The organism is Enterococcus sp. AZ078, from assembly GCF_051714985.1.
GTDB classification, from domain to species: domain Bacteria; phylum Bacillota; class Bacilli; order Lactobacillales; family Enterococcaceae; genus Enterococcus_B; species Enterococcus_B hirae.
Genome location: NZ_JBIOSW010000001.1, coordinates 2189307 through 2210013, shown reverse-complemented (window position 1 = coordinate 2210013; position 20707 = coordinate 2189307). Strand labels below are relative to the sequence as shown.

Sequence of the window (20707 nt, the reverse complement as noted above, 5' to 3'; positions counted from 1 at the left end):
GAATTTGATACAATGATGGATTATTTGATTACTCAAAATGGTGGAATGGTATTTGCAGTATTAGCGATGGCAACAGCAACGATTTTTTCAGGAATCGGGTCTGCTAAAGGCGTTGGAATGACTGGGGAAGCGGCAGCAGCATTGACGACCAGTCAACCAGAAAAATTCGGACAAGCGTTAATTTTACAATTACTTCCAGGTACCCAAGGCTTATACGGTTTCGTTATCGCCTTCTTGATTTTTATCAACTTAGGCAGTGATATGTCTGTCGTTCAAGGATTGAACTTCTTAGGGGCTTCCTTACCGATTGCCTTTACTGGTTTATTCTCAGGGATCGCTCAAGGGAAGGTTGCAGCAGCTGGTATTCAAATTCTAGCGAAAAAACCTGAGCATGCAACGAAAGGGATCATTTTTGCTGCGATGGTTGAAACATATGCCATCTTAGGTTTCGTTATTTCTTTCTTACTGGTCTTAAATGCGTAATAGCCTAGCTTATAAGGAGGAATGACGATGGATGCGATTGATAAAATCATCACTCAAATAAATGAAACAGCACAACTCGAACGTGCATCATTCGAAGAAATGAAGCGCAAAGAAATCGATCAAAAATTTGAAGTGAAAAAGTGGCAGATCGAAGCAGATTTTCAGAAAGAAAAAGCAAGTAAACTGGAAGAAATTGAACGAAGTTATCGCCAGTTGAGAAACAAGCAAAAAATGCAAGTGAAACAAGAAATCTTAAATGTGAAACAAGAAGTTTTACAGCGTTTATTCACGGAAGCAACGCTTCAGTTAGAAAATGAACCAAAAGAAGAACAACTTGCATTGATGAAGCAAATGATCCAAACATTACCGATCAATGGCACAGCTCGCTTGATCCCAGGAGAAAAATCAGCGGATATCTTAACACCTGCGGTCATCGCTGAATGGAATGAAGAACTTCCTTTTGAATTAATCCGGGAAGACTTTACTGAAAAAGCACAAGCAGGGTTGATCATTGATGATGCTGGTATCCAATATAACTTTTTGTTTAGTCACTTGATCAAGGAAATTCAAGAGACGATGAGTGCTGAAATTGCCAAAGAATTATTTGACTAAGGAGGGATTGTTAAATGGAGTATCATGAATTAAATCCCTTGATACGTGGTAGAGAATTAGAGTTGATTTCAAAAGACACGTTTGAGCAAATGATCCAAACCGATTCGATCGATTCACTTGGAGAAATCTTACAATCCACGATCTATCAGCCGTATATCTATGACGGCTTTGACAAGGATTTTGAAGCCAATCTCTCTCTGGAACGCAGCAAATTATTCCAGTGGTTGAAAGAATCTGCACCAGAACCGGAAATCGTTTGGATCTATACGATGCGTTACACTTTCCATAATTTGAAAGTATTGACAAAGGCTGAGATCACAGGGCAAAACCTTGATCACCTTTACATCCATGATGGATTTTATTCGCTGGAAGTGTTGAAAGATGCGATTCACACGCAAGTGTCGGTGGAATTGCCAGACAGTCTCATGGATTATATTCGAGAAGTTCATGAATACTGCGAAGAATCGACTATTTTACAAGGGATCGATGTGATTTATGACCGTTGTTTTCTAACCGAGCAACGTCGCTTAGGGGAACAGCTTGGTTACCCTGAACTATTAGAAGAGATCATTGCTTTTATCGATTTAACGAATATCACCACGACAGCAAGAGGGATCTTGCAGCATCGTTCTGCAGGTTTTATGACAACAGTTATTTCAAGTTCAGGAAGTATTCCGAAAGACACATTGCTTTCCTTTGTTCGTGGGGAAATGGCATCTTTTACTCAGTTTTTACTGACAACAGATTACAGTGAGCTATTAAAGCAAGTCATCCATGAAGAACAGATTGATTTAGTCAGTTTGGAACAATTGAAAGATGATTATTTAAGTTCTTTTTATCAAGTAGCACAGACACAAGCGTTTGGCCCGTTACCACTACTAGCTTTTTTGAACGCAAAAGAAGTCGAAAGTAAAAATCTGCGCCTTTTGATCATTGGCAAACGAAATTACTTTTCACTGGAACAACTAAAAGAAAGGATGAGACAGGTCTATGACTTATAAAATCGGAGTAGTAGGTGACAAGGATTCTGTCTCGCCTTTTCGATTATTTGGCTTTGATGTACAGCATGGTACGACAAAGACTGAAATAAGAGAAACAATCGATGAGATGGCTAAGAATGAATATGGTGTGATCTATATCACCGAACAATGTGCAAATCTGGTCCCTGAAACGATTGAGCGCTATAAAGGACAATTGACACCTGCGATCATTTTGATTCCTAGTCATCAAGGAACCCTTGGTATCGGTTTAGAAGAGATCCAAAATAGTGTGGAAAAAGCTGTTGGACAAAATATTTTATAATAGGAAAAGGAGATAGTCATTTGCAAATTGGAAAAATCATAAAAGTCTCCGGTCCTCTCGTTATGGCAGAAAATATGTCAGAAGCAAGTATTCAAGACATGTGTTTAGTGGGAGATTTAGGAGTCATCGGCGAAATCATTGAGATGCGTCAAGATGTGGCGTCTATTCAAGTATATGAAGAAACTTCAGGAATTGGTCCCGGAGAACCTGTTCGTTCAACTGGGGAAGCACTATCTGTTGAGCTAGGACCAGGAATCATTTCACAAATGTTTGACGGGATTCAAAGACCACTGGATACATTTATGGAAGTGACTCAAAGTAACTTCTTAGGACGTGGGGTCCAATTACCAGCTTTAGATCATGAGAAACAATGGTGGTTTGAAGCGACAATCGAAGAAGGAACAGAAGTAAGTGCTGGAGACATCATTGGGTACGTGGATGAAACGAAGATCATTCAGCACAAAATCATGGTCCCTAATGGTATCAAAGGAACTGTACAAAAAATTGAATCTGGATCATTTACGATCGATGATCCGATTTGTGTGATCGAAACGGAACAAGGCTTAAAAGAGCTGACGATGATGCAAAAATGGCCAGTACGTCGTGGTCGACCAATCAAACAAAAATTAAATCCAGATGTACCGATGATCACCGGTCAAAGGGTCATTGACACGTTTTTCCCAGTAACTAAAGGAGGAGCGGCAGCCGTTCCAGGTCCGTTTGGTGCAGGGAAGACAGTTGTGCAACACCAGATTGCTAAGTGGTCGGACGTAGATCTAGTGGTTTACGTTGGTTGTGGGGAACGAGGAAATGAAATGACGGATGTCGTCAATGAATTTCCTGAACTGATCGATCCAAATACGGGCGAGTCTTTGATGGAACGAACTGTGTTGATCGCTAATACATCGAACATGCCAGTAGCTGCTCGAGAAGCTTCTATTTATACGGGAATCACGATTGCCGAGTACTTCCGTGACATGGGGTATGATGTAGCAATCATGGCAGATTCCACTTCTCGTTGGGCAGAAGCACTGCGTGAAATGAGCGGACGTTTAGAAGAAATGCCTGGTGATGAAGGTTATCCCGCTTATCTGGGCTCTCGTCTAGCTGAATACTATGAACGTTCAGGACGTGTCATTGCTCTAGGCTCTGACCAACGTGAGGGCAGTATCACTGCCATCAGTGCGGTTTCTCCTTCTGGTGGAGATATCTCTGAACCAGTGACTCAAAATACCTTACGAGTGGTGAAGGTTTTCTGGGGATTAGATTCTAGTCTTGCTCAAAAAAGACATTTTCCATCGATTAACTGGATCCAAAGTTACTCATTATATTCAACAGAAGTTGGCAGATATATGGATCAAATCTTACAACAGGATTGGTCTGATATGGTAACTGAAGGCATGCGGATCTTGCAAGAAGAAGAACAATTAAATGAAATCGTGCGCTTGGTAGGGATCGATTCGCTTTCTGATAACGATCGCTTGACCCTTGAAGTAGCAAAATCGATTCGAGAAGACTATTTACAACAAAATGCTTTTGATGATGTAGATACGTTTACTTCAAGAGAAAAACAATTCAACATGTTGAAAGTTATTTTGACTTTTGGGAAAGAGGCACGAAAAGCCTTATCGCTGGGAGCGTACTTCAATGAAATCATGGAAGGTACGGTAGCGGTCAGAGAACGCATTAGTCGGAGCAAGTATATTCCAGAAGAAGAGTTAGCCAAAATTAGTAGTATAAATGAAGAAATCAAAGAAACGATCCAATTGATTGTTTCAGAAGGAGGGATGACCGATGATTAAAGAATATCGTACAATCAAAGAAGTGGTCGGCCCTTTGATGGCAGTCGAAAAAGTTTCGGGAGTCAAATATGAAGAATTGATTGAAGTTCGGATGCAAAACGGCGAGATTCGTCGTGGACAAGTACTAGAAGTCCAAGAAGACAAAGCGATGGTTCAGATCTTTGAAGGAACCAGTGGAATCAATCTAAAAAATTCTTCCGTACGTTTTTTAGGACACCCTTTACAATTAGGGGTATCAGAAGACATGATCGGTCGGGTTTTTGATGGTCTTGGTCGACCAAAAGACAATGGACCTGAAATCTTGCCAGAAAAATATTTAGATATCAATGGCGAAGTAATCAATCCAATTGCCAGAGATTATCCCGATGAATTTATCCAAACAGGGATTTCAGCAATCGATCATTTGAATACATTAGTCCGTGGGCAAAAATTGCCGGTTTTTTCTGGCTCAGGTTTACCACACAAAGAGTTGGCTGCCCAAATTGCTCGCCAAGCAACTGTTTTGGATTCTTCCGATGATTTTGCTGTGGTTTTTGCTGCTATCGGTATTACTTTTGAAGAAGCCGAGTTTTTTATGGAAGATTTTAGACAAACAGGTGCGATTGACCGCTCCGTTATGTTTATGAATTTAGCTAATGATCCAGCAATCGAACGAATCGCCACACCAAGAATGGCATTGACGGCCGCTGAATATTTAGCTTATGAAAAAGGCATGCACGTCTTAGTCATCATGACCGATATGACCAACTATGCAGAAGCGCTCAGAGAAATTTCGGCCGCACGTCGAGAAGTTCCTGGTCGTCGTGGTTATCCAGGCTATCTTTACACAAACTTAGCCACCTTATTTGAACGGGCTGGACGGATTAGAGGATTGAAAGGTTCTGTAACTCAAATTCCGATTTTGACGATGCCAGAAGATGATAAGACTCATCCGATTCCCGATTTGACGGGTTATATTACAGAAGGTCAGATCATTTTAACGAGAGAGCTTTATAAGAGTGGGATTCAACCACCGATCGATGTCTTGCCTTCTCTTTCACGGTTGAAGGACAAAGGAACAGGTGCCGGTAAAACGAGAGAAGACCACGCAGCAACGATGAACCAATTGTTTGCCGCCTATGCGCAAGGAAAACAAGCGAAGGAATTAGCTGTCGTTTTAGGTGAATCTGCCTTGTCAGATATTGATAAAATCTATGCAAAATTTGCGGAACGATTTGAAAACGAATATGTCAACCAAGGATTTTACACCAATCGGACGATCACAGAAACGCTTGACTTAGGTTGGGAACTGTTGGCGATGCTTCCAAGAACCGAGTTAAAACGAATCAAGGATGATTTACTGGATAAGTATTTGCCAGAAGGGAAGTGAGTTCCTTATGCGATTAAACGTCAATCCTACGAGAATGGAGCTAACTCGTTTAAAGAAACAATTAACGACAGCGACAAGGGGACACAAACTTTTAAAGGATAAACAAGATGAATTGATGCGTCAATTTATTTTACTGATCCGTAAAAATAATGAGTTACGCCAAGCAATAGAAAAAGAAACCCAAACAGCAATGAAAGATTTTGTCTTAGCAAAGTCAACAGTCGAAGAAGCCTTCATTGACGAACTTTTAGCATTACCAGCGGAAAACGTCTCACTTTCTGTAGTTGAGAAAAATATTATGAGTGTCAAAGTTCCCCTCATGAATTTTCAATACGATGAAACATTGAATGAGACACCATTAGAGTATGGCTATCTTCATTCTAATGCAGAGTTGGATCGTTCGATCGATGGTTTTACGCAGCTCTTACCAAAGCTTTTGAAGCTGGCAGAAGTTGAAAAAACATGTCAACTCATGGCTGAAGAGATCGAGAAAACCAGAAGAAGGGTCAATGCGTTGGAATATATGACGATTCCTCAATTGGAAGAAACGATTTATTATATTAAAATGAAGCTGGAAGAAAACGAACGAGCAGAAGTAACTCGCCTGATCAAAGTGAAAAATATGGGAACAGAAGAGTAAGGCTGATGCAATTCAGCATTCTAATGGCTTTTTTCATGATCAGAACAAATCGAATTTAGCGTAAGAAGAAAAAGTAGTAATTTATTTTTCTTCTTGCGCTCGTTTGCTTATAATGGAAAGAGGTCGTGAAAAGCATGGTCTGCTTCAAGAATTAAGAACTAAAAATTGAAAATAGCTTTTCATATTTTTGATTTTTTGAGCTTAATTCCGCAGAAGTAATGCTTTGAACACCGTGAGTAAGGTCGTGAAAACATCGGGAGCTCCGATGACAATAAGAAATAATTTTTTGAAACAGCTTCTCATGTTTTGAAAAATTCAGGCTTATTGCCGAGTAATTGCTTCACGCCAATGATTCATTTTGTACCTATTTATGATCGCAGAACAAAATGTCGTTCTGAGATCTTTGATAAAAATTAAGCATAAGGAATGACTATCATGAAAAAAAGAGTAAGAAAACGATTATCACCTGTCCAGCTAATTGCTGCTGGTTTTTTTATCTTGATCCTGTTTGGAGGTAGCTTACTGACGTTACCATTTTTTAGCCGCAGCGGAGAAAGCACCCATTTTATTGATGCCTTATTCACTGCAACCTCAGCTGTTTGTGTGACTGGTTTGACGACACTGAATACTGCGGAGCATTGGAATAGTGCAGGACAGTTTTTGATCATGACCTTGATTGAAATCGGTGGGTTAGGCTTTATGATGATCCCGATCCTCTTTTTTGCTATTGCGAAGAAAAAAATCAGTTTTAGTATGCGGATTGTGCTAAAGGAAGCCTTAAACCTTGAAGAGATGTCGGGTGTAATTAAGTTAATGATCTATATCTTAAAATTTGCGGTGGTGATCCAAGTAATCGGGGCGGTTGCTTTGAGTGTAGTTTTTATTCCTGAATTGGGTTGGGCTAAAGGAATCTGGTTTAGTATCTTTCATGCCGTTTCTAGTTTTTGTAATGCAGGATTTGATTTATTAGGAGACAGTTTACTCGCGGATCAAACAAATGTTTACCTGATCATGGTCGTTTCAGCGTTGATCATTGCAGGTGGATTAGGTTTTATTGTCTGGCGTGATATTCTAAGTTATCATCGGGTCAAAAAAATCACACTACATTCAAAAGTCGCCTTATCTGTAACTGCACTCTTATTAATTGGTGGATTTATTTTATTTCTCATCACTGAAAGAAATGGACTGACTTTAGTTAAAGGTACGTTTACAGAAAGATTAGCGAATACATTTTTTATGAGTGTGACACCAAGAACAGCAGGCTATTACTCTATTGATTATTTACAGATGAGTCATGCAGGATTGATTTTAACGATGTTTTTGATGTACATCGGAGGAACTTCTGGTTCGACAGCTGGAGGACTGAAAACTACGACATTAGGAATTTTATTGATCCAAATGCATGCTATGTTCAAAGGAAAGACACGAGCAGAAGCCTTCGGTCGAACCATTCGCCAAGCAGCCGTGCTACGTGCATTGACTCTTTTCTTTGTAACTCTCTCTTTATGTGTTGTTGCGATCATGGTCCTATCGGTGACGGAGACGATTCCTAAAACGTCAGGAATCGAATATATTGCGTTTGAAGTCTTTTCCGCTTTTGGGACAGTTGGATTGACGATGGGGTTGACCCCGGATTTGACATTGATCGGAAAACTAGTCATTATTTCTTTGATGTATATCGGTCGAGTAGGAATCATGACAGTCGTTTTTTCACTACTAGTAAAAGCGAACAGGGCAGAAGCCAATTACAAATACCCAGAAGAAAGCATCATGCTTGGGTAGTTGTGAAGGTATCGGGGAGTTCTGATGATAATAAAAAAGAAACGCTCAAAACAAGAGAAGCTGTTTTGAGCGTTTTTTTCACAACCTTATCCCCGAATAACTTCGATTTTATATCCGTCAGGGTCAACAACGAAATAATAAGAAGGAGCTGTTCCTGGAAGTCCTTTTAGGTCTGTCACATTGAATCCTTCTGCTTGGTGTTTTTCGTGAAGTGCTTCTAAATCATCCGCAGCAATAGCAATGTGTCCATAGCCATTCCCTAGATCATAGCCTTCATGATCATAGTTATAAGTTAATTCTAGTTCGTAGTCATCTCCTGGTAAAGTTAAATAAACAAGGGTGAATTTGTTTTCTGGAAAATCACGGCGACGACTTTCTTCAAAGCCAAACGCTTTTTGGTAAAATTCTAATGAAGCGTCAAGATCTTTCACTCGAACGCAAGTATGAGCCATTTTCATAAATAACTACTTCCTTTCCTTTTTTTTCATCATAACAAAAAAAGAAAGAGCAATAGAAGATTTGCGCTTGTTTATGAGAAAACTCTCATGTAAAATAAAAAGTAAATAAGCTTAAGGTGGACAAAATGATGGATAAACCAGTATTTGGTGAAAAAGAAGCAGGGGTCCAGTATTCCCCACGATATGCTGCCTATATCATCGTGGAAGAAAAGAACAAACTAGCTATGATTGAAGCTCCAAATGGTGCTTATTTTTTACCTGGTGGAGAGATCGAAGCGATGGAAACAAAAGAAGCAGCTCTTAAGAGAGAACTCCTTGAGGAAATGGGGATCGTCGCAGAAATTGCGACTTATCTAGGGGAAGCGGATGAGTATTTTTATTCCAATTACCGTCAGACCTATTACTATAACCCAGGCTACTTTTATGTGGCAAACGGCTGGCAACAAGTGGCAGAACCAACTGAAAAGACGAATACCATTTGGTGGGTCACACCACAAGAAGCCATTGAAAAATTAAAACGAGGTAGCCACAAGTGGGCGGTTGAAAAATGGTTATTGAACAATTAAAACAATTAAATCAAGAAAAATCCAAAACCAGCGTACAGTCAGTGACGAACTGGTTTTGGATTTTTATTTAGTAGCAAGTGTTATTTTTATTATGATAAAACATACGTTTTGATCGCTTCTGCCACGCCATGTTCTTCATTTGTTTTAGTGACCACGTTGGCAGCTTCTTTAACTAGCGGAACTGCATTTCCCATCGCAACGCCTAAGCCAGCATATTCAATCATCGATAAGTCATTTTCGTTGTCACCAATCGCCATGATCTCATCCTGATCGATTCCAAGATGTTGCGCTAAGTTCGCAACGGCTGCGCCTTTACTTGCTTCTTTGTTTAATACTTCAAAGTAATAAGGCGCACTTTTCACTGTCGTGTATTTTTCACGGAATGTTTGTGGTAAACGAGCAATCGCAGCATCTAAGATATCAGGTTCGTCGATCATCATCATTTTAACCAAATTGATATCTGGTGTCATTTCTTCAGGTGTGCGATATTTCAACGGCATATGAACTAAGCTGGCTTCATGGATCGTATACGCACTGATATCACGATTAGAGGTGTAAATCGCCTGATCATCAATGGAGTGTAGATGACTGCCAACTCGACGAGCCATCACTTCGATTTCTAAATAATCTTCATGTGTCAAACCATGACGTGCGATGATTTTTCCTGATTTTGTTTGTTGGACAAGTGCGCCATTGTAGGTGATCACGTAGTCATTTTCTTGGAATAAATCGAGTTCATTCAACTGTTCCTGGACACCAGGCAACGGTCTGCCGGTACACAAGACGATGGCTACTCCTTTAGCGACAGCCTGAGCAATCGCTTCTTTGACGTCTGCTGTAATTTCTCTTTTCTCATTTAATAAGGTTCCATCGATGTCGATGGCGACTAACTTGATAGACATAATTTCCTCCAGTGATCGTGTGTTTTAGTTTGTTTGGGTAATCAGTGAACCATTGCGGATATGGCTGGCAAATTCTTGATAGGTTTCGTCAAATAGATCATAGTGATTTCTTAAAGACGGATCAACCATTTCTTTTGGAAAGAAAAATCGTTCATCTCCTTGTTCTTGTCCAGCAAGAGCAGCCACAAGTTGGCTCACCTCTGATAATTCTACCAAAGTTCCATCATTTCGCAAGATTTCGATTTGTGTTCGATGGCGTCCTTCTTCGGGGCGATAAAAATCATAAGGCAAATCATAACTGGAATTGATGGCAGTATAGTAGACAGGATTGTAGCCAATTTTTTCCACAAGAGCAGTCATTTCCTTGATCAAGGAAGAAGAGCGATCCCCAGAAAAAGTCGCCGATTTTAACGGTTTACGGTATAAGAAACGTTTAGCTAAATCACTTAAGATTGGATCAGAAAATTCCGTCCATTGGGTAAAATAAGTTCCTAAAACGCCATCGTCTAATTTTAAATACTCATCCAGTGTAAAGTTTTCGTCAAGAAACGGTAAGAGTAGTTGAGAATGGGATTCAAACACATTGGGATCTTCTCGATACAACTCATGCGCCCGATGTAACAAGTGTTCTAAAATTACTTCCATGCCACGAGACACAGGGTGGAAATAAACTTGAACGTACATTTGATAGCGGCTCACAATATAATCTTCGACTGCGTGCATCCCATTCATCGAAAAGGCGATCCCGCCTTTATAGGGACGAATGACACGTAAAATTCGGGTTAAATCAAACGTACCGTATTCTGTCCCAGTGTAATAGGCATCTCGCAACAAGTAATCCATTCGATCAGCATCGATCTGACTCGAAATCATTTGGACGACTTGGGGATTAGGATATGTTTTTTGGATCACACTGGCGACTTTTTCTGGAAATCCTTCTTCCACACGATTCAAAATTTGATAAACTTCCGTTTCGGGAGAAGTAATGATCTCTACAGTGATCGCTTCATGATTCGTATGGAAAATATGCTCAAATGTATGGGAATAAGGACCATGACCAACATCGTGAAGCAATGCTGCGCACAACGTAACCAAACGTTCTCGATCATCCCAACCGTCAGCGCCAATTTTTTCTTGAGGGAAATTGCGGGAAAAGATATCACAGATCCGTCTTGAGATTTCATAGACCCCTAATGAATGAGTGAACCGACTATGTTCAGCGCCGTGAAAAGTAAAGGAAGAAGTGCCTAACTGTTTGATACGGCGCAATCGTTGGACTTCTTTTGAATTGATCAGGTCTAAAATGACTTGGTGTTGGACATGGATATAGTTATGGACCGGGTCACGAAAGACCTTTTCGATCGGTAATAATTGATATTTATAAGGAATAGTCATCAGCAAGCTCCTTTAATTTATTTCGTTCTTCCATTCGATTGATTTGATCCGTCCACTGTTCAGAAGTGACATGTGCCTCTTTCCAACATAGCGCATCAACGGAACGACTCTCTCCATAGAGTTGTGTGAGTGCCAATTGGAATTGTTGTTTTACATCCTCAATAGTTAAAGGCGTTTCAAGTAAATCAGCTAAGGTTGCCATACTTTCAGGAACGACCGCCGGGTAACCATTCGTGCCGAAATCCTCTTTCAGCGCTTCTTGATAGAATCGTTTCATCGCTTGACCTCTGGTTTGTTGTGCGCCATTGACACTAACATACATCATCACAGAAATCCCATTTTTTATGCGACGTTGGGCGATCCCCGCAAACTTTTTACCGTTGATACTCAGGTCATACGTACCAGGACAATAAGAATGGGTCACTTCAAAAGCTTCGATTGATACGGTTGGAAAAGCCAGACGAGTCAATGTGAGCATTTTTTCATAGGCAGCATCAATCGATATCTTCTCCTGTTCGTTTTGAGGGAAAATCAATGAGAGATTTAAAACCCCTTGATCAGAAATGATCCCTAATCCACCAGCGTTACGAACGATTGGCTGATAGCCTGCTTTTCTTAGCTCCTGAATGCCTTCATGGAAGTAGGGCGTTCGAGTATCTTTCATTCCTAAGATCACCGTTTGTTCATATTGCCAAAAATGGAGAAAGTTTTGGTTGTTTTTTTTTGAATACTCGGTTAAGATATCCGTCAGAGCAAAAGGGGTAAAATCATTTTTTTGATAAATTTTTTGATCCAAAATAATTGTTGGATTCATTACATTCGCTCCTTTATATAATTAATCATCGATTGATATTCCAATGATTCACGTTTGTCATCGTTTCATGGGAGTTTCTCTCATTATTATACTATACTCTAACATACTCTAAAAAAAGAATTTATTGAGTCTGGGACAAAACTTGGCTCAGTCTCTTCTGGTAGCTCTAAAAACGAATAAACGGTGTTCAAGCATCAGCTCCTTGAAATAAGCCTGAATTTTTCAAAATATGAGAAGCTATTTTAAAAAATTCTTTCTTATTGTCATCGGAGCTCCCCGATGCTTTCACAACCTCTTCGATGACGAGTTGTTTGACAAATAGACGAAAACTAGGAACAATGTACCTATATGAAGTAAAGGAGAAGGTAAAATGGCACAATCGCAAGGAACACCCATTTCAATCAAATTACGGACGAAAGTCATGCAAAACGGGGAGCATCAAGACTTTTTCTTTGATCTGAAAGGTCAAATGGTCAAAATTGGGGATACGTTATACATACGATACCAGGAAATTCAGGAAAATACAGCAGAAGAAATCCCTGTAACGATCAAATTGATGCCCGATGGACAGGTTCAACTGATTCGTGCGGGAGAAACACGGATGCGACTAAAATTCGGGTATCGTGAACGTTTGGAAACAACGTATCGGACACCTTATGGCATGCTTCAAATTGAAACGTACACCAAAGAATTACATGTTAGTCTGAAAGACCGACCAACCGCTGGGAAAGTAATGATTGAATACGACTTGCTAATGGGACCAGAAAAATTAGGGGAATATTATTTAACTTTAGATTTTACTGCTTAAATCGCAAAGAAACGTTTGATTTTTTACGTATGATTTTGTATGATAAGGAGTAGACTGTGAAAGGACGTGTCCTGATTGGAAATTAGTGTATTTGAAGGTGCAAACAAAAACGAATTATCAATGATCGAAGTAGCACATGCGATCTTAGAACAACGTGGCGATGTGATGGATTTTTCTGATTTAGCCAACCAAATCCAAACCTATCTTGGAAAATCAGACAGTGAGATTCGTGATTCACTGGCACAATTTTATACTGACTTAAATATTGATGGTAGCTTTATTTCATTAGGTGACAATCGTTGGGGCTTACGTTCATGGTATGCGATCGATTCGATCGATGAAGAAGTAAACCATGGAATTGACGAAGAAGATGAAGATACACCTCGTCGACGCAAACGTAAAAAAGTCAATGCCTTTATCAACGATGATGAAGATGCGATCGATTATAATGATGATGACCCAGAAGATACTGACTTGTCTGACGAAGATGACGATGATCTTTTTGAAGATGATGATGACGATGATGAAGAAATCGCTGCTTATAACTCTGACTTGCAAGAAATCGGTGCAGACGACACAAGTGACGATGAAGAAGAATTACCAGGCAACATCGAAGAAGATCTAAGCATCATTGAAGATGACGATGAAGACGAAGACTACGAGGACGAAGAGTTTACCGAAGAATAGACTTTCGGCTTCATAGCTGCAGATCCCCCAATAAGGGATCTGCAGTTTTTTTGTATTGATTTTTTACATAAATTAAAAAATAATTGAAACTTTTTGGTTTGTTTGATCGTCATAGTAAGTGAGAGGGAAAGGAGATGGGTCCGATTTTTAATCGTTACAAGAAAAAGAAGCAAATCGAAAAATCAAAGAATTTATTAAGTGAATTGATCCAAGAGGAATATGAGAAAATGTTTCGGATCACAATGAATTATGTTCATAACAAAGAAGAAGCATTAGACGTGATGCAAGACAGTTTTCATAAAGCGTTAGCTGCTATTGAACAAGGGAAAGAGATTGAACGATTTTCAGCTTGGTTTTATCGTATTTTGATACGAACAGCTATCGATGCTTGGCGTAAGCAAAAACGAAATCAATCGGAAACATTGGAAGAAGAAACGATTCAACTCGCTCATACAATGGACGATTCATTGACTGATTTACATGGAATCATTGAAGGAATTGATAGCCCTGAAAAGGAAATTTTGATTTTACATTTTTTTGAAGGCTTTCGTTTAAAAGAAATTGCAGAGATTCTTGATTTGAATGAAAACACCGTCAAAACCAAAATGTATCGTACGTTAAATCAGCTAAGAAAAATCTTACAGTAAAAATCACAATAAAGGAGAGAAAGACGATGTATTCAGCTCAGAAAGAACTAGAACAACTGAAACAAGTCTATCAACAACAAGAAATCCCTCATGGTATCAAAAATGAGATGATCAAGCGCTACTCACTGGAAGAACAAAGGTTTAACCAGCGAGTGAAACGAAAAAAACAAGTGAAAGGACTTATTCTATCTTTTGCTATTATTGCGATGATGTTCAGCAGTGTTTTTTTTAACAATCAAATTCGTAGTTTTGCTGAAGATTTACCCTTGATTGGCCCAGTCGTGAAATTAATTTTAGGGAAAACACTGTCTGATGAAGCAATCGAGATCCGAGTGCCGCAAATCAGTACAAAAGATAAAGAAAATAGTCAGACGATTGCTGGACTGAACAAAAAGTACTTTCGTGAAGGACAAGAAAACTTTGAAAAAGCAAAAGTACAGTACCAAGACTTTAAAACAAATCATTTTCAAGTTACGGGAGATTATCAGAAACTGTTGGATGATCCGCGTTTTTTAGTGATTGAACGAAAGATGACACAAACTGCCGCAGACAGCTATACGGAAAAGCGTTATGATACGATTGATAAAAAAAGCGGAGTAGTCTTATCTTTACCACTTTTATTCAAAGATGATCAGTATCTTTCCGTTTTGACAAATGAAGTCAAAGAGCAAATGCAAAAAAATAGCAAAGAAAACCCTGATCAGTATTATTGGACAGATGATGATTTTAAAGATGGACTAATCAAAAAAACGCCATTAGTTACTAAAGATACCAAGTTTTATATTAATAGGAACCACGAATTAGTCTTAGTTTACGATCAATTTTCGATCGCACCTGGCTATATGGGCACACCAACCTTTGTGATACCTAAAGAAGTGACACGTTCACTTTTAGCTTCTCCAGATTACTTAAATGAGTAAGCTCAACCTAAAAAATAAATAACTGATCCTTTGCGCTATCATAAGAGTTGATTTGATTTTGGAAAAATACTTCAAATAGTTCAATTATACATGGTTATAATATATACAAAATGTCTAGGACAGCCATTGTTGGATAAATAGCTGTTTAAGAGAGATTGAGACAAAAGTATTTCGCATCAAGAAATAAGAAGGAATTTCCGAAAATTGACAAGAAACGCAAACACTGGTTTTTGCTGTTGATTGTTACCTACTTGGTGCTTCACAAATTTTTGGTCAATTTCGACAAATTTTTTGAAGATGCTACTTTTTTCTCACCGTGAACAAGAGGTCAGCTCTTTGAACATCATTTATTCGTTTTTAGAGATACTAGAAGAGACTGAAGCAAGTTTTGTTTCAGTCCCTTTTATTTTAGAGAACTATCCAAATTTCGTCCTAGAATTTTTTGTGCAAATATCGTAAATGATGTGAAAGTATATACTTTTTAGTATATACTTATTGTTGGATAAAAATATTTTCTCATTATTGTTGGTTCTGCTAATAAATAAAGCTAGCAGAAAGTTTGGAGAATATTTTAGGAGGAATCTCGTGAAAAAACAACCAAAATTTCAAGAAATTGCGAATGAAATTGAGAAGCGAATCATGGAAGGAATTTACGTTTCTAGTCAAAAATTACCTTCAGAATATGATTTAGCAGACGAGTTTCAATGTAGTCGTTTAACTGTTCGTAAAGCAATCGAATTATTGATCAGCCAAAATAAGTTGATCAAAGAAAAAAGTAAAGGCACGTATGTCATGAAACAACCTAAGATCCAAAGTGGCTCTGGAGGATTGCAAAGCTTTACCGAAACTGCTCGAATCCAAGGGAAAAAGACAAAAACGCAAGTCTTAGAATGCGAAGTTACTGAACAACTACCAACGAATGTTAAACAAGCTTTTGGTGAATCGATTTCTGAGCCAATCGTTCATTTGAGACGATTACGTTATTTTGATGACGAACCAATGACGGTTGAAAATCTTTATATTTTAAAACGTTATCTGGGAGAAGTCTCTCAAGAAGAATTAAGTGGGTCACTCTATCAAGTGATCGAAAAAAACGTGGAGATCGCTTATTCTCACCAAGAAATCGAAGCAGTGAAAGCGACGGCTGACGTGGCAAAACTCTTGCAAGTAGCTGTGGATGAACCGATGTTGTTTGTCCATTCAATGACATATTCGCCAGCAGCCAAACCAATCTTATATGACTGCTCGTATTATCGTGCAGATAAATATACATTTAAAAATACGTTGATTCGTCAAAAAAGGAGTGAATAAATTGAAAAAAAGCAAGTCGATGATCGATGAACATTGGGAGGAATTTCTTGAATTTCTTCAAACAGTTATGAAAGTACCAAGTGTGAAAGGGGAGCCGGAAGATCATGCTCCGTTTGGGAAAGCACCTCGAGAAGTGTTGGACCTTGTACTTAAAAAAGGAAAAGAAGTAGGGTTTAAGACCAAAGTGATTGATGATGCGATCGGGTACGTCCAATGGGGAGAAGATGATGAGGACTATATTGGGATCATTGGTCATTTAGATGTGGTTCCAGCAGGATCGGGATGGGATTTTCCACCCTTTGATTTAAGCGAAAAAGATGGACGCTTTTATGGACGAGGGATTTTAGATAATAAAGGGCCGATCATTAGTTGTTTTTATGCTCTGATCCTGTTGAAAAAAATGGGAGCGGTTCCTAAAAAAACGATCCGCATTATTTTTGGGACTGACGAAGAAAGTGGGATGTCTGATGTGGCTCATTATTTACAGGCTGAAGTTCCGCCATCATTTGGTTTTACGCCAGATTGTAAATATCCAGTTGTTTACGGAGAAAGAGGAGTAGTCAACCTAACGATTCATTTCCCATTAGTTAAAGAAGAAGTTATTCAAATCAGTGATTTTGCAGGGGATCAATATCGAGATCATGTGCCAGACCAGCTGAGTGTTTCGATTAATGAGAAAAAATTTGATGTGGAAGGAAAACGTTCTCCAAGTAATGCCCCAGAATTAGGAGAGAATGCGATTACGCTGCTTGCCGAAAAAATCAAAGCAGATTCAGCTGTTCCAGAACAAATACGAGCTTATTTTGATTGGATCTGGCAAGCTTTCCACAATAAACATTATGGAGAAGGAATCGAGCTTGCTTTGTCTGATGAAGATTCAGGCAGGTTGATTCTTACACCTGTGAATTTGCAAAAAAACACTAACGGGTTAGATTTAGAAGTTGCTTTTCGTTACCCTGTTTCAGTCACAGAAGAGGAAGTCGTGAGTGGGTTGGCTAAACAGTTGCCCAAGAAAGCGACTTTTACAATCAATCGCAGTATTCCAGGGATCTGTCAGAAAAAAGATTCGCCCGAAATCAAAAAACTATCTCAAATTTATGGCGAGATTACTGGGAACGACCCTACACCAGTGACGACAACGGGTGCTACTTATGCCAGAAAGATTCCTAATGTATTAGCGTTTGGTCCCTCTTTTCCTGGACAGAAAGGGATTGCACATAACAAAAATGAGTATATGGAAGTAACAGATCTGCGCATGAATTTAGAGATATACCTGCGAAGCATTCAAGCATTGATCGAATAAACAGTTATATATTTTTTAAAAAAAAGATTATCAGAGACTTCTCTTATAAATCAATTAGATTTTAAGAAAAGTCTCTTTTTAGTATAGACATAATAGTATATACTAAATAAAATAGATGTAAGCGCTATATATAGGAGGAGTAAACATGTGGGGAATTATCGCAACGTGGCGTATGGCACATGATGGTGTGTTAGCTGCTAAAGAATTATTAGAACAGGAAGGAACATGCGGAGATGCTGTGGAAACGTCAATCAAATGTGTAGAAGACTATCCATTTTATAAATCAGTTGGCTATGGTGGCTTGCCAAACGAACGAGGCATTGTAGAAATGGATGCGGCTTTTATGGATGGGGATACGTTCAAAATTGGGGCAGTGGCTGGGATCGTAGATATTGCGAATCCAATATCAGTTGCCAGAAAATTAAGTAATGAAAAATTCAATAGTTTTCGCGTAGGACAAGGAGCCACTGAATATGCAATGCTAGCAGGATTCGAACGGAAAAACATGCTAACGCCAAGAGCTAAAAAAATTTGGCAAAAACGAGTGGCAGAAGTGGCGAAAACGAATCTAAGCCCCTATGACGGACATGATACGGTGGGCGTGGTTTCTTTGGATCAACACACTGGCATGGCTGCAGGAACGTCTAGTTCTGGATTATTTATGAAAAAGCAAGGTCGTGTGGGAGATTCCCCTTTATCAGGTTCTGGTTTTTACGTCGACAGTCAAATCGGTGGTGCGACAGCAACTGGTCTAGGAGAAGATCTAATGAAAGGCTGTCTAGCTTATGAAATTGTTCGCTTGATGGGAGAAGGAGTCACTCCACAAAAAGCCTGTGATCAAGCTGTGTATTCTTTTACTGATTTATTAAAAGAACGGTATGGCAAAGCAGGTGCTTTTTCATTAGTTGCTATGAATAAAGCAGGTGAATGGGGAGTTGCGACTAATGTAGAATTTACGTTTACTGTTGCAACTGAAAAGGAGCAACCAGCTATCTACTTAGCTAATCCAGGAGTTGATCAGACAACGATCATTGAACCAATCACCAAAGAATGGCTGGATGCTTATGAAAAACGCATCAAAGCCCCAGTTTGATCCCAGTATCGAAGTCATTTAGCTGATAATCAGCATATGTATATATAAGGAGGAGAAAAAAATGGCAACAAAAAAAATCTATTTATTCTGTGAAGCAGGGATGTCAACGAGTATTATGGTCAATAAAATGATGGAAGTAGTCACAAAACATCAGATGCCACTAGAAATCCATGCGTTCCCAGCAATCCATGCAGAGGAAAAAGTTGAACAAGAGAAACCGGTAGCTATCTTATTAGGACCACAAGTTCGTCATTTAAGTGACAAAATGAAAAAAACGTTTGAGCCGTTAGGCATTCCTGTAGGCACAATTGCCACAGAAGCATATGGCATGATGGATGGCGAACGTGCGATGAAAGATGTCCTGAAAATGATCAAAGAAAGTAGAAAATGAGTTTTTGTAAACGGAAACAGTTGGAGTCAACAAAAAGATCGGGGGAAAAAAGATGCAAAAATTTTTGAATTGGTTAGAAAAAGTTTTGACACCAATGGCAAAAACGGTTGGAGAAAATAAATATTTGATTGCTATACGAGATGGCTTTTTACTTTCTACACCGTTATTGATCGTGGGGTCATTGTTTCTAGTATTGACCAACTTTCCAATACCAAATTGGAATGAATGGATGGCTGGATTTTTAGGGGAAAATTGGGCAGTCATGTTGAATAAGCCTGCTACCGCCAGTTTTGATATCATGACGATTTTAGCAGTTGGGGGCATCGGTTATAGTTTAGCAAAGCAATTTAAAGTGGATGCGATGCAAGCAGCAATTATTTCTTTAGTTTCATTCTTTATCGTAACGCCTTTTACCACATTATTTACGCCAGAAGGTTCGACTGAAGTATTTGAAGTCGGAAGTCTTCCTTTACGTTGGATGGGATCAAGTGGTTTATTTTTAGGGATGGTAGTTGCTTTAGTAGCGACTCGTATGTTCGTTGCTTTGATTCGCACAGGGTGGACAATCAAAATGCCAGATGGCGTGCCGCCTACTGTTGTTAAATCGTTTGAAGCGTTGATTCCAAGCTTCGTCATCTTAACGTTCTTTATGGTGGCGAATTGGGTAGCGAGTTTAACCACATATGGGAATTTACAAGAAATCCTGTTTAAATTCTTACAAACACCATTGTTAAGTTTAGGGAATACTTTAGGTGCTATGATCATTGCGTACTTATTTTTACATTTTTTCTGGTTTTTCGGAATCAACGGTTCAAGTGTCGTAGGTGCAGTCTTCAATCCAGTTCTTCGTGCTTTATCGATTGAAAATCTAAATGCGTTCAAAGACGGACATGAAATTCCTAATATCATTACAGGTCAATTTCAAGATATGTTTGCAACATTTGGTGGGGGCGGTTCTACCTTATCATTGATTTTGATTATGATTCTTGTATGTAAAAGTCAGCGAGTGAAAAAACTTTCACAATTATCGCTTGTACCAGGAATTTTCGGGATCAATGAACCGATCATCTTTGGTTTACCGATCGTATTAAATCCAATCATTTTGATCCCATTTGCTTTAGTACCGACAATCAATATCATTATTGCTTATTTTTGTATGGACCTAGGGCTAGTTGCTTACACCAATGGGATTCAACTTCCATGGACAACGCCACCGATCATTTCAGGCTTTTTAGTCAGTGGTTGGCAAGCTTCTGTCCTTCAGGGATTACTTATTTTATTAGGAATGGCAGTTTATTATCCATTCATCAAAGTGTTAGACAATCAATATCTGAAAGAAGAGCTTGAGGCAGAAGAATCAACAGCAGAAGAAATCAATTTTGATGACTTTGATTTTGATACCTTATAAAAAGGAGTAGGAGC

Annotated in this window: 22 protein-coding genes; 18 read left to right on the top strand and 4 right to left on the bottom strand. The window is 39.0% G+C overall.

From position 1 onward, the window contains the following. Positions 1-12 precede the first annotated feature (12 nt). The 8 genes from IGJ18_RS10365 to IGJ18_RS10330 all read left to right on the top strand — a co-directional run bounded on the left by IGJ18_RS10365 (position 13) and on the right by IGJ18_RS10330 (position 7990). Entirely contained in the window at positions 13-483 is a 471-nt protein-coding gene (locus IGJ18_RS10365) for a V-type ATP synthase subunit K (protein WP_010738015.1), read from the top strand. Between the two features lie 27 nt (positions 484-510). Then, positions 511-1095 (top strand): V-type sodium ATPase subunit E, encoded by a 585-nt coding sequence (gene ntpE / locus IGJ18_RS10360; protein ID WP_063627423.1) that lies wholly within the window; start codon positions 511-513, stop codon positions 1093-1095. Positions 1096-1109: 14 nt separating this feature from the next. Then, entirely contained in the window at positions 1110-2096 is a 987-nt protein-coding gene (locus tag IGJ18_RS10355) for a V-type ATPase subunit (RefSeq protein ID WP_178305774.1), read from the top strand. Further along, positions 2086-2397, top strand: coding sequence for a V-type ATP synthase subunit F (locus tag IGJ18_RS10350; protein WP_178305775.1), 312 nt, complete (start codon positions 2086-2088; stop codon positions 2395-2397). The genes IGJ18_RS10355 and IGJ18_RS10350 overlap by 11 nt, the downstream gene beginning before the upstream one ends. 20 nt (positions 2398-2417) lie before the next feature. Further along, positions 2418-4199: a V-type ATP synthase subunit A gene (locus IGJ18_RS10345; RefSeq protein ID WP_010718637.1), complete on the top strand. Its 1782-nt coding sequence runs from the start codon at positions 2418-2420 to the stop codon at positions 4197-4199. Then, on the top strand, positions 4192-5568 hold the full coding sequence (locus tag IGJ18_RS10340) for a V-type ATP synthase subunit B (RefSeq protein WP_010718636.1): 1377 nt from the start codon (positions 4192-4194) through the stop codon (positions 5566-5568). Before IGJ18_RS10345 ends, IGJ18_RS10340 begins: the two co-directional genes overlap by 8 nt. Positions 5569-5575: 7 nt before the next feature. Then, the gene (locus IGJ18_RS10335; RefSeq protein WP_080292479.1) at positions 5576-6208 is read left to right on the top strand and encodes a V-type ATP synthase subunit D; all 633 of its coding nucleotides are present in this window, start codon (positions 5576-5578) and stop codon (positions 6206-6208) included. A gap of 435 nt (positions 6209-6643) precedes the next feature. Further along, the gene (locus IGJ18_RS10330; protein ID WP_053765709.1) at positions 6644-7990 is read left to right on the top strand and encodes a TrkH family potassium uptake protein; all 1347 of its coding nucleotides are present in this window, start codon (positions 6644-6646) and stop codon (positions 7988-7990) included. An 86-nt stretch (positions 7991-8076) separates the two neighbouring features. Here IGJ18_RS10330 and gloA read toward each other — a convergent pair whose 3' ends face one another. Continuing rightward, entirely contained in the window at positions 8077-8448 is a 372-nt protein-coding gene (gloA, locus tag IGJ18_RS10325; protein WP_010718633.1) for a lactoylglutathione lyase, read from the bottom strand. Positions 8449-8576: 128 nt separating this feature from the next. On the opposite strand from gloA, the gene IGJ18_RS10320 reads away from it, so the two are divergent. Next, positions 8577-9014, top strand: a complete 438-nt coding sequence (locus tag IGJ18_RS10320) for an NUDIX hydrolase (RefSeq protein WP_178305776.1) — start codon at positions 8577-8579, stop codon at positions 9012-9014. A gap of 89 nt (positions 9015-9103) precedes the next feature. Here IGJ18_RS10320 and yidA read toward each other — a convergent pair whose 3' ends face one another. The 3 genes from yidA to IGJ18_RS10305 are packed head-to-tail and all read right to left on the bottom strand — an operon-like array spanning position 9104 to position 12125. Then, positions 9104-9916, bottom strand: a complete 813-nt coding sequence (gene yidA, locus IGJ18_RS10315; RefSeq protein ID WP_010718630.1) for a sugar-phosphatase — start codon at positions 9914-9916, stop codon at positions 9104-9106. Between the two features lie 24 nt (positions 9917-9940). Then, positions 9941-11311, bottom strand: a complete 1371-nt coding sequence (locus tag IGJ18_RS10310) for an HD domain-containing protein (RefSeq protein ID WP_438843294.1) — start codon at positions 11309-11311, stop codon at positions 9941-9943. Then, the gene (locus IGJ18_RS10305; protein WP_096708843.1) at positions 11295-12125 is read right to left on the bottom strand and encodes a lipoate--protein ligase family protein; all 831 of its coding nucleotides are present in this window, start codon (positions 12123-12125) and stop codon (positions 11295-11297) included. Before IGJ18_RS10305 ends, IGJ18_RS10310 begins: the two co-directional genes overlap by 17 nt. A 370-nt stretch (positions 12126-12495) precedes the next feature. On the opposite strand from IGJ18_RS10305, the gene IGJ18_RS10300 reads away from it, so the two are divergent. From IGJ18_RS10300 to celB, 9 genes are all read left to right on the top strand, one after another. After that, positions 12496-12933 carry a DUF1934 domain-containing protein gene (locus IGJ18_RS10300; protein ID WP_010718627.1) on the top strand — a complete coding sequence of 146 codons (438 nt, stop codon included), beginning with the start codon at positions 12496-12498 and terminating at the stop codon, positions 12931-12933. A gap of 75 nt (positions 12934-13008) precedes the next feature. Further along, positions 13009-13620, top strand: a complete 612-nt coding sequence (gene rpoE, locus IGJ18_RS10295; protein ID WP_010718626.1) for a DNA-directed RNA polymerase subunit delta — start codon at positions 13009-13011, stop codon at positions 13618-13620. Positions 13621-13754: 134 nt separating this feature from the next. Further along, entirely contained in the window at positions 13755-14267 is a 513-nt protein-coding gene (locus IGJ18_RS10290) for an RNA polymerase sigma factor (RefSeq protein WP_034699109.1), read from the top strand. Between the two features lie 26 nt (positions 14268-14293). Further along, positions 14294-15187 carry an RsiV family protein gene (locus IGJ18_RS10285; RefSeq protein WP_178305778.1) on the top strand — a complete coding sequence of 298 codons (894 nt, stop codon included), beginning with the start codon at positions 14294-14296 and terminating at the stop codon, positions 15185-15187. Positions 15188-15772: 585 nt separating this feature from the next. Continuing rightward, positions 15773-16498, top strand: a complete 726-nt coding sequence (locus IGJ18_RS10280) for a GntR family transcriptional regulator, LSA1692 subfamily (protein ID WP_010738003.1) — start codon at positions 15773-15775, stop codon at positions 16496-16498. Between the two features lie 19 nt (positions 16499-16517). Beyond that, positions 16518-17801: a Sapep family Mn(2+)-dependent dipeptidase gene (locus IGJ18_RS10275; RefSeq protein WP_438843461.1), complete on the top strand. Its 1284-nt coding sequence runs from the start codon at positions 16518-16520 to the stop codon at positions 17799-17801. A gap of 145 nt (positions 17802-17946) precedes the next feature. Further along, entirely contained in the window at positions 17947-18894 is a 948-nt protein-coding gene (locus IGJ18_RS10270; protein ID WP_034699124.1) for a N(4)-(beta-N-acetylglucosaminyl)-L-asparaginase, read from the top strand. A 61-nt stretch (positions 18895-18955) separates the two neighbouring features. Next, on the top strand, positions 18956-19285 hold the full coding sequence (locus IGJ18_RS10265; RefSeq protein ID WP_010718620.1) for a PTS sugar transporter subunit IIB: 330 nt from the start codon (positions 18956-18958) through the stop codon (positions 19283-19285). Between the two features lie 52 nt (positions 19286-19337). Continuing rightward, positions 19338-20693, top strand: coding sequence for a PTS cellobiose transporter subunit IIC (celB, locus tag IGJ18_RS10260; protein WP_010738000.1), 1356 nt, complete (start codon positions 19338-19340; stop codon positions 20691-20693). The last annotated feature ends 14 nt before the right edge of the window (positions 20694-20707 follow it).

Bases quoted from the DNA above. Each gene is read 5' to 3' on its own strand.
- yidA (WP_010718630.1), bottom strand. From the start codon at position 9,916: ATGTCTATCAAGTTAGTCGCCATCGACATCGATGGAACCTTATTAAAT.
- gloA (WP_010718633.1), bottom strand. From the start codon at position 8,448: ATGAAAATGGCTCATACTTGCGTTCGAGTGAAAGATCTTGACGCTTCA.
- IGJ18_RS10275 (WP_438843461.1), top strand. From the start codon at position 16,518: ATGATCGATGAACATTGGGAGGAATTTCTTGAATTTCTTCAAACAGTT.
- IGJ18_RS10320 (WP_178305776.1), top strand. From the start codon at position 8,577: ATGGATAAACCAGTATTTGGTGAAAAAGAAGCAGGGGTCCAGTATTCC.
- IGJ18_RS10340 (WP_010718636.1), top strand. From the start codon at position 4,192: ATGATTAAAGAATATCGTACAATCAAAGAAGTGGTCGGCCCTTTGATG.
- IGJ18_RS10350 (WP_178305775.1), top strand. From the start codon at position 2,086: ATGACTTATAAAATCGGAGTAGTAGGTGACAAGGATTCTGTCTCGCCT.
- IGJ18_RS10300 (WP_010718627.1), top strand. From the start codon at position 12,496: ATGGCACAATCGCAAGGAACACCCATTTCAATCAAATTACGGACGAAA.
- IGJ18_RS10335 (WP_080292479.1), top strand. From the start codon at position 5,576: ATGCGATTAAACGTCAATCCTACGAGAATGGAGCTAACTCGTTTAAAG.
- IGJ18_RS10355 (WP_178305774.1), top strand. From the start codon at position 1,110: ATGGAGTATCATGAATTAAATCCCTTGATACGTGGTAGAGAATTAGAG.
- IGJ18_RS10365 (WP_010738015.1), top strand. From the start codon at position 13: ATGATGGATTATTTGATTACTCAAAATGGTGGAATGGTATTTGCAGTA.
- IGJ18_RS10265 (WP_010718620.1), top strand. From the start codon at position 18,956: ATGGCAACAAAAAAAATCTATTTATTCTGTGAAGCAGGGATGTCAACG.
- IGJ18_RS10285 (WP_178305778.1), top strand. From the start codon at position 14,294: ATGTATTCAGCTCAGAAAGAACTAGAACAACTGAAACAAGTCTATCAA.
- IGJ18_RS10290 (WP_034699109.1), top strand. From the start codon at position 13,755: ATGGGTCCGATTTTTAATCGTTACAAGAAAAAGAAGCAAATCGAAAAA.
- IGJ18_RS10330 (WP_053765709.1), top strand. From the start codon at position 6,644: ATGAAAAAAAGAGTAAGAAAACGATTATCACCTGTCCAGCTAATTGCT.
- IGJ18_RS10305 (WP_096708843.1), bottom strand. From the start codon at position 12,125: ATGAATCCAACAATTATTTTGGATCAAAAAATTTATCAAAAAAATGAT.
- IGJ18_RS10310 (WP_438843294.1), bottom strand. From the start codon at position 11,311: ATGACTATTCCTTATAAATATCAATTATTACCGATCGAAAAGGTCTTT.
- ntpE (WP_063627423.1), top strand. From the start codon at position 511: ATGGATGCGATTGATAAAATCATCACTCAAATAAATGAAACAGCACAA.
- celB (WP_010738000.1), top strand. From the start codon at position 19,338: ATGCAAAAATTTTTGAATTGGTTAGAAAAAGTTTTGACACCAATGGCA.
- IGJ18_RS10270 (WP_034699124.1), top strand. From the start codon at position 17,947: ATGTGGGGAATTATCGCAACGTGGCGTATGGCACATGATGGTGTGTTA.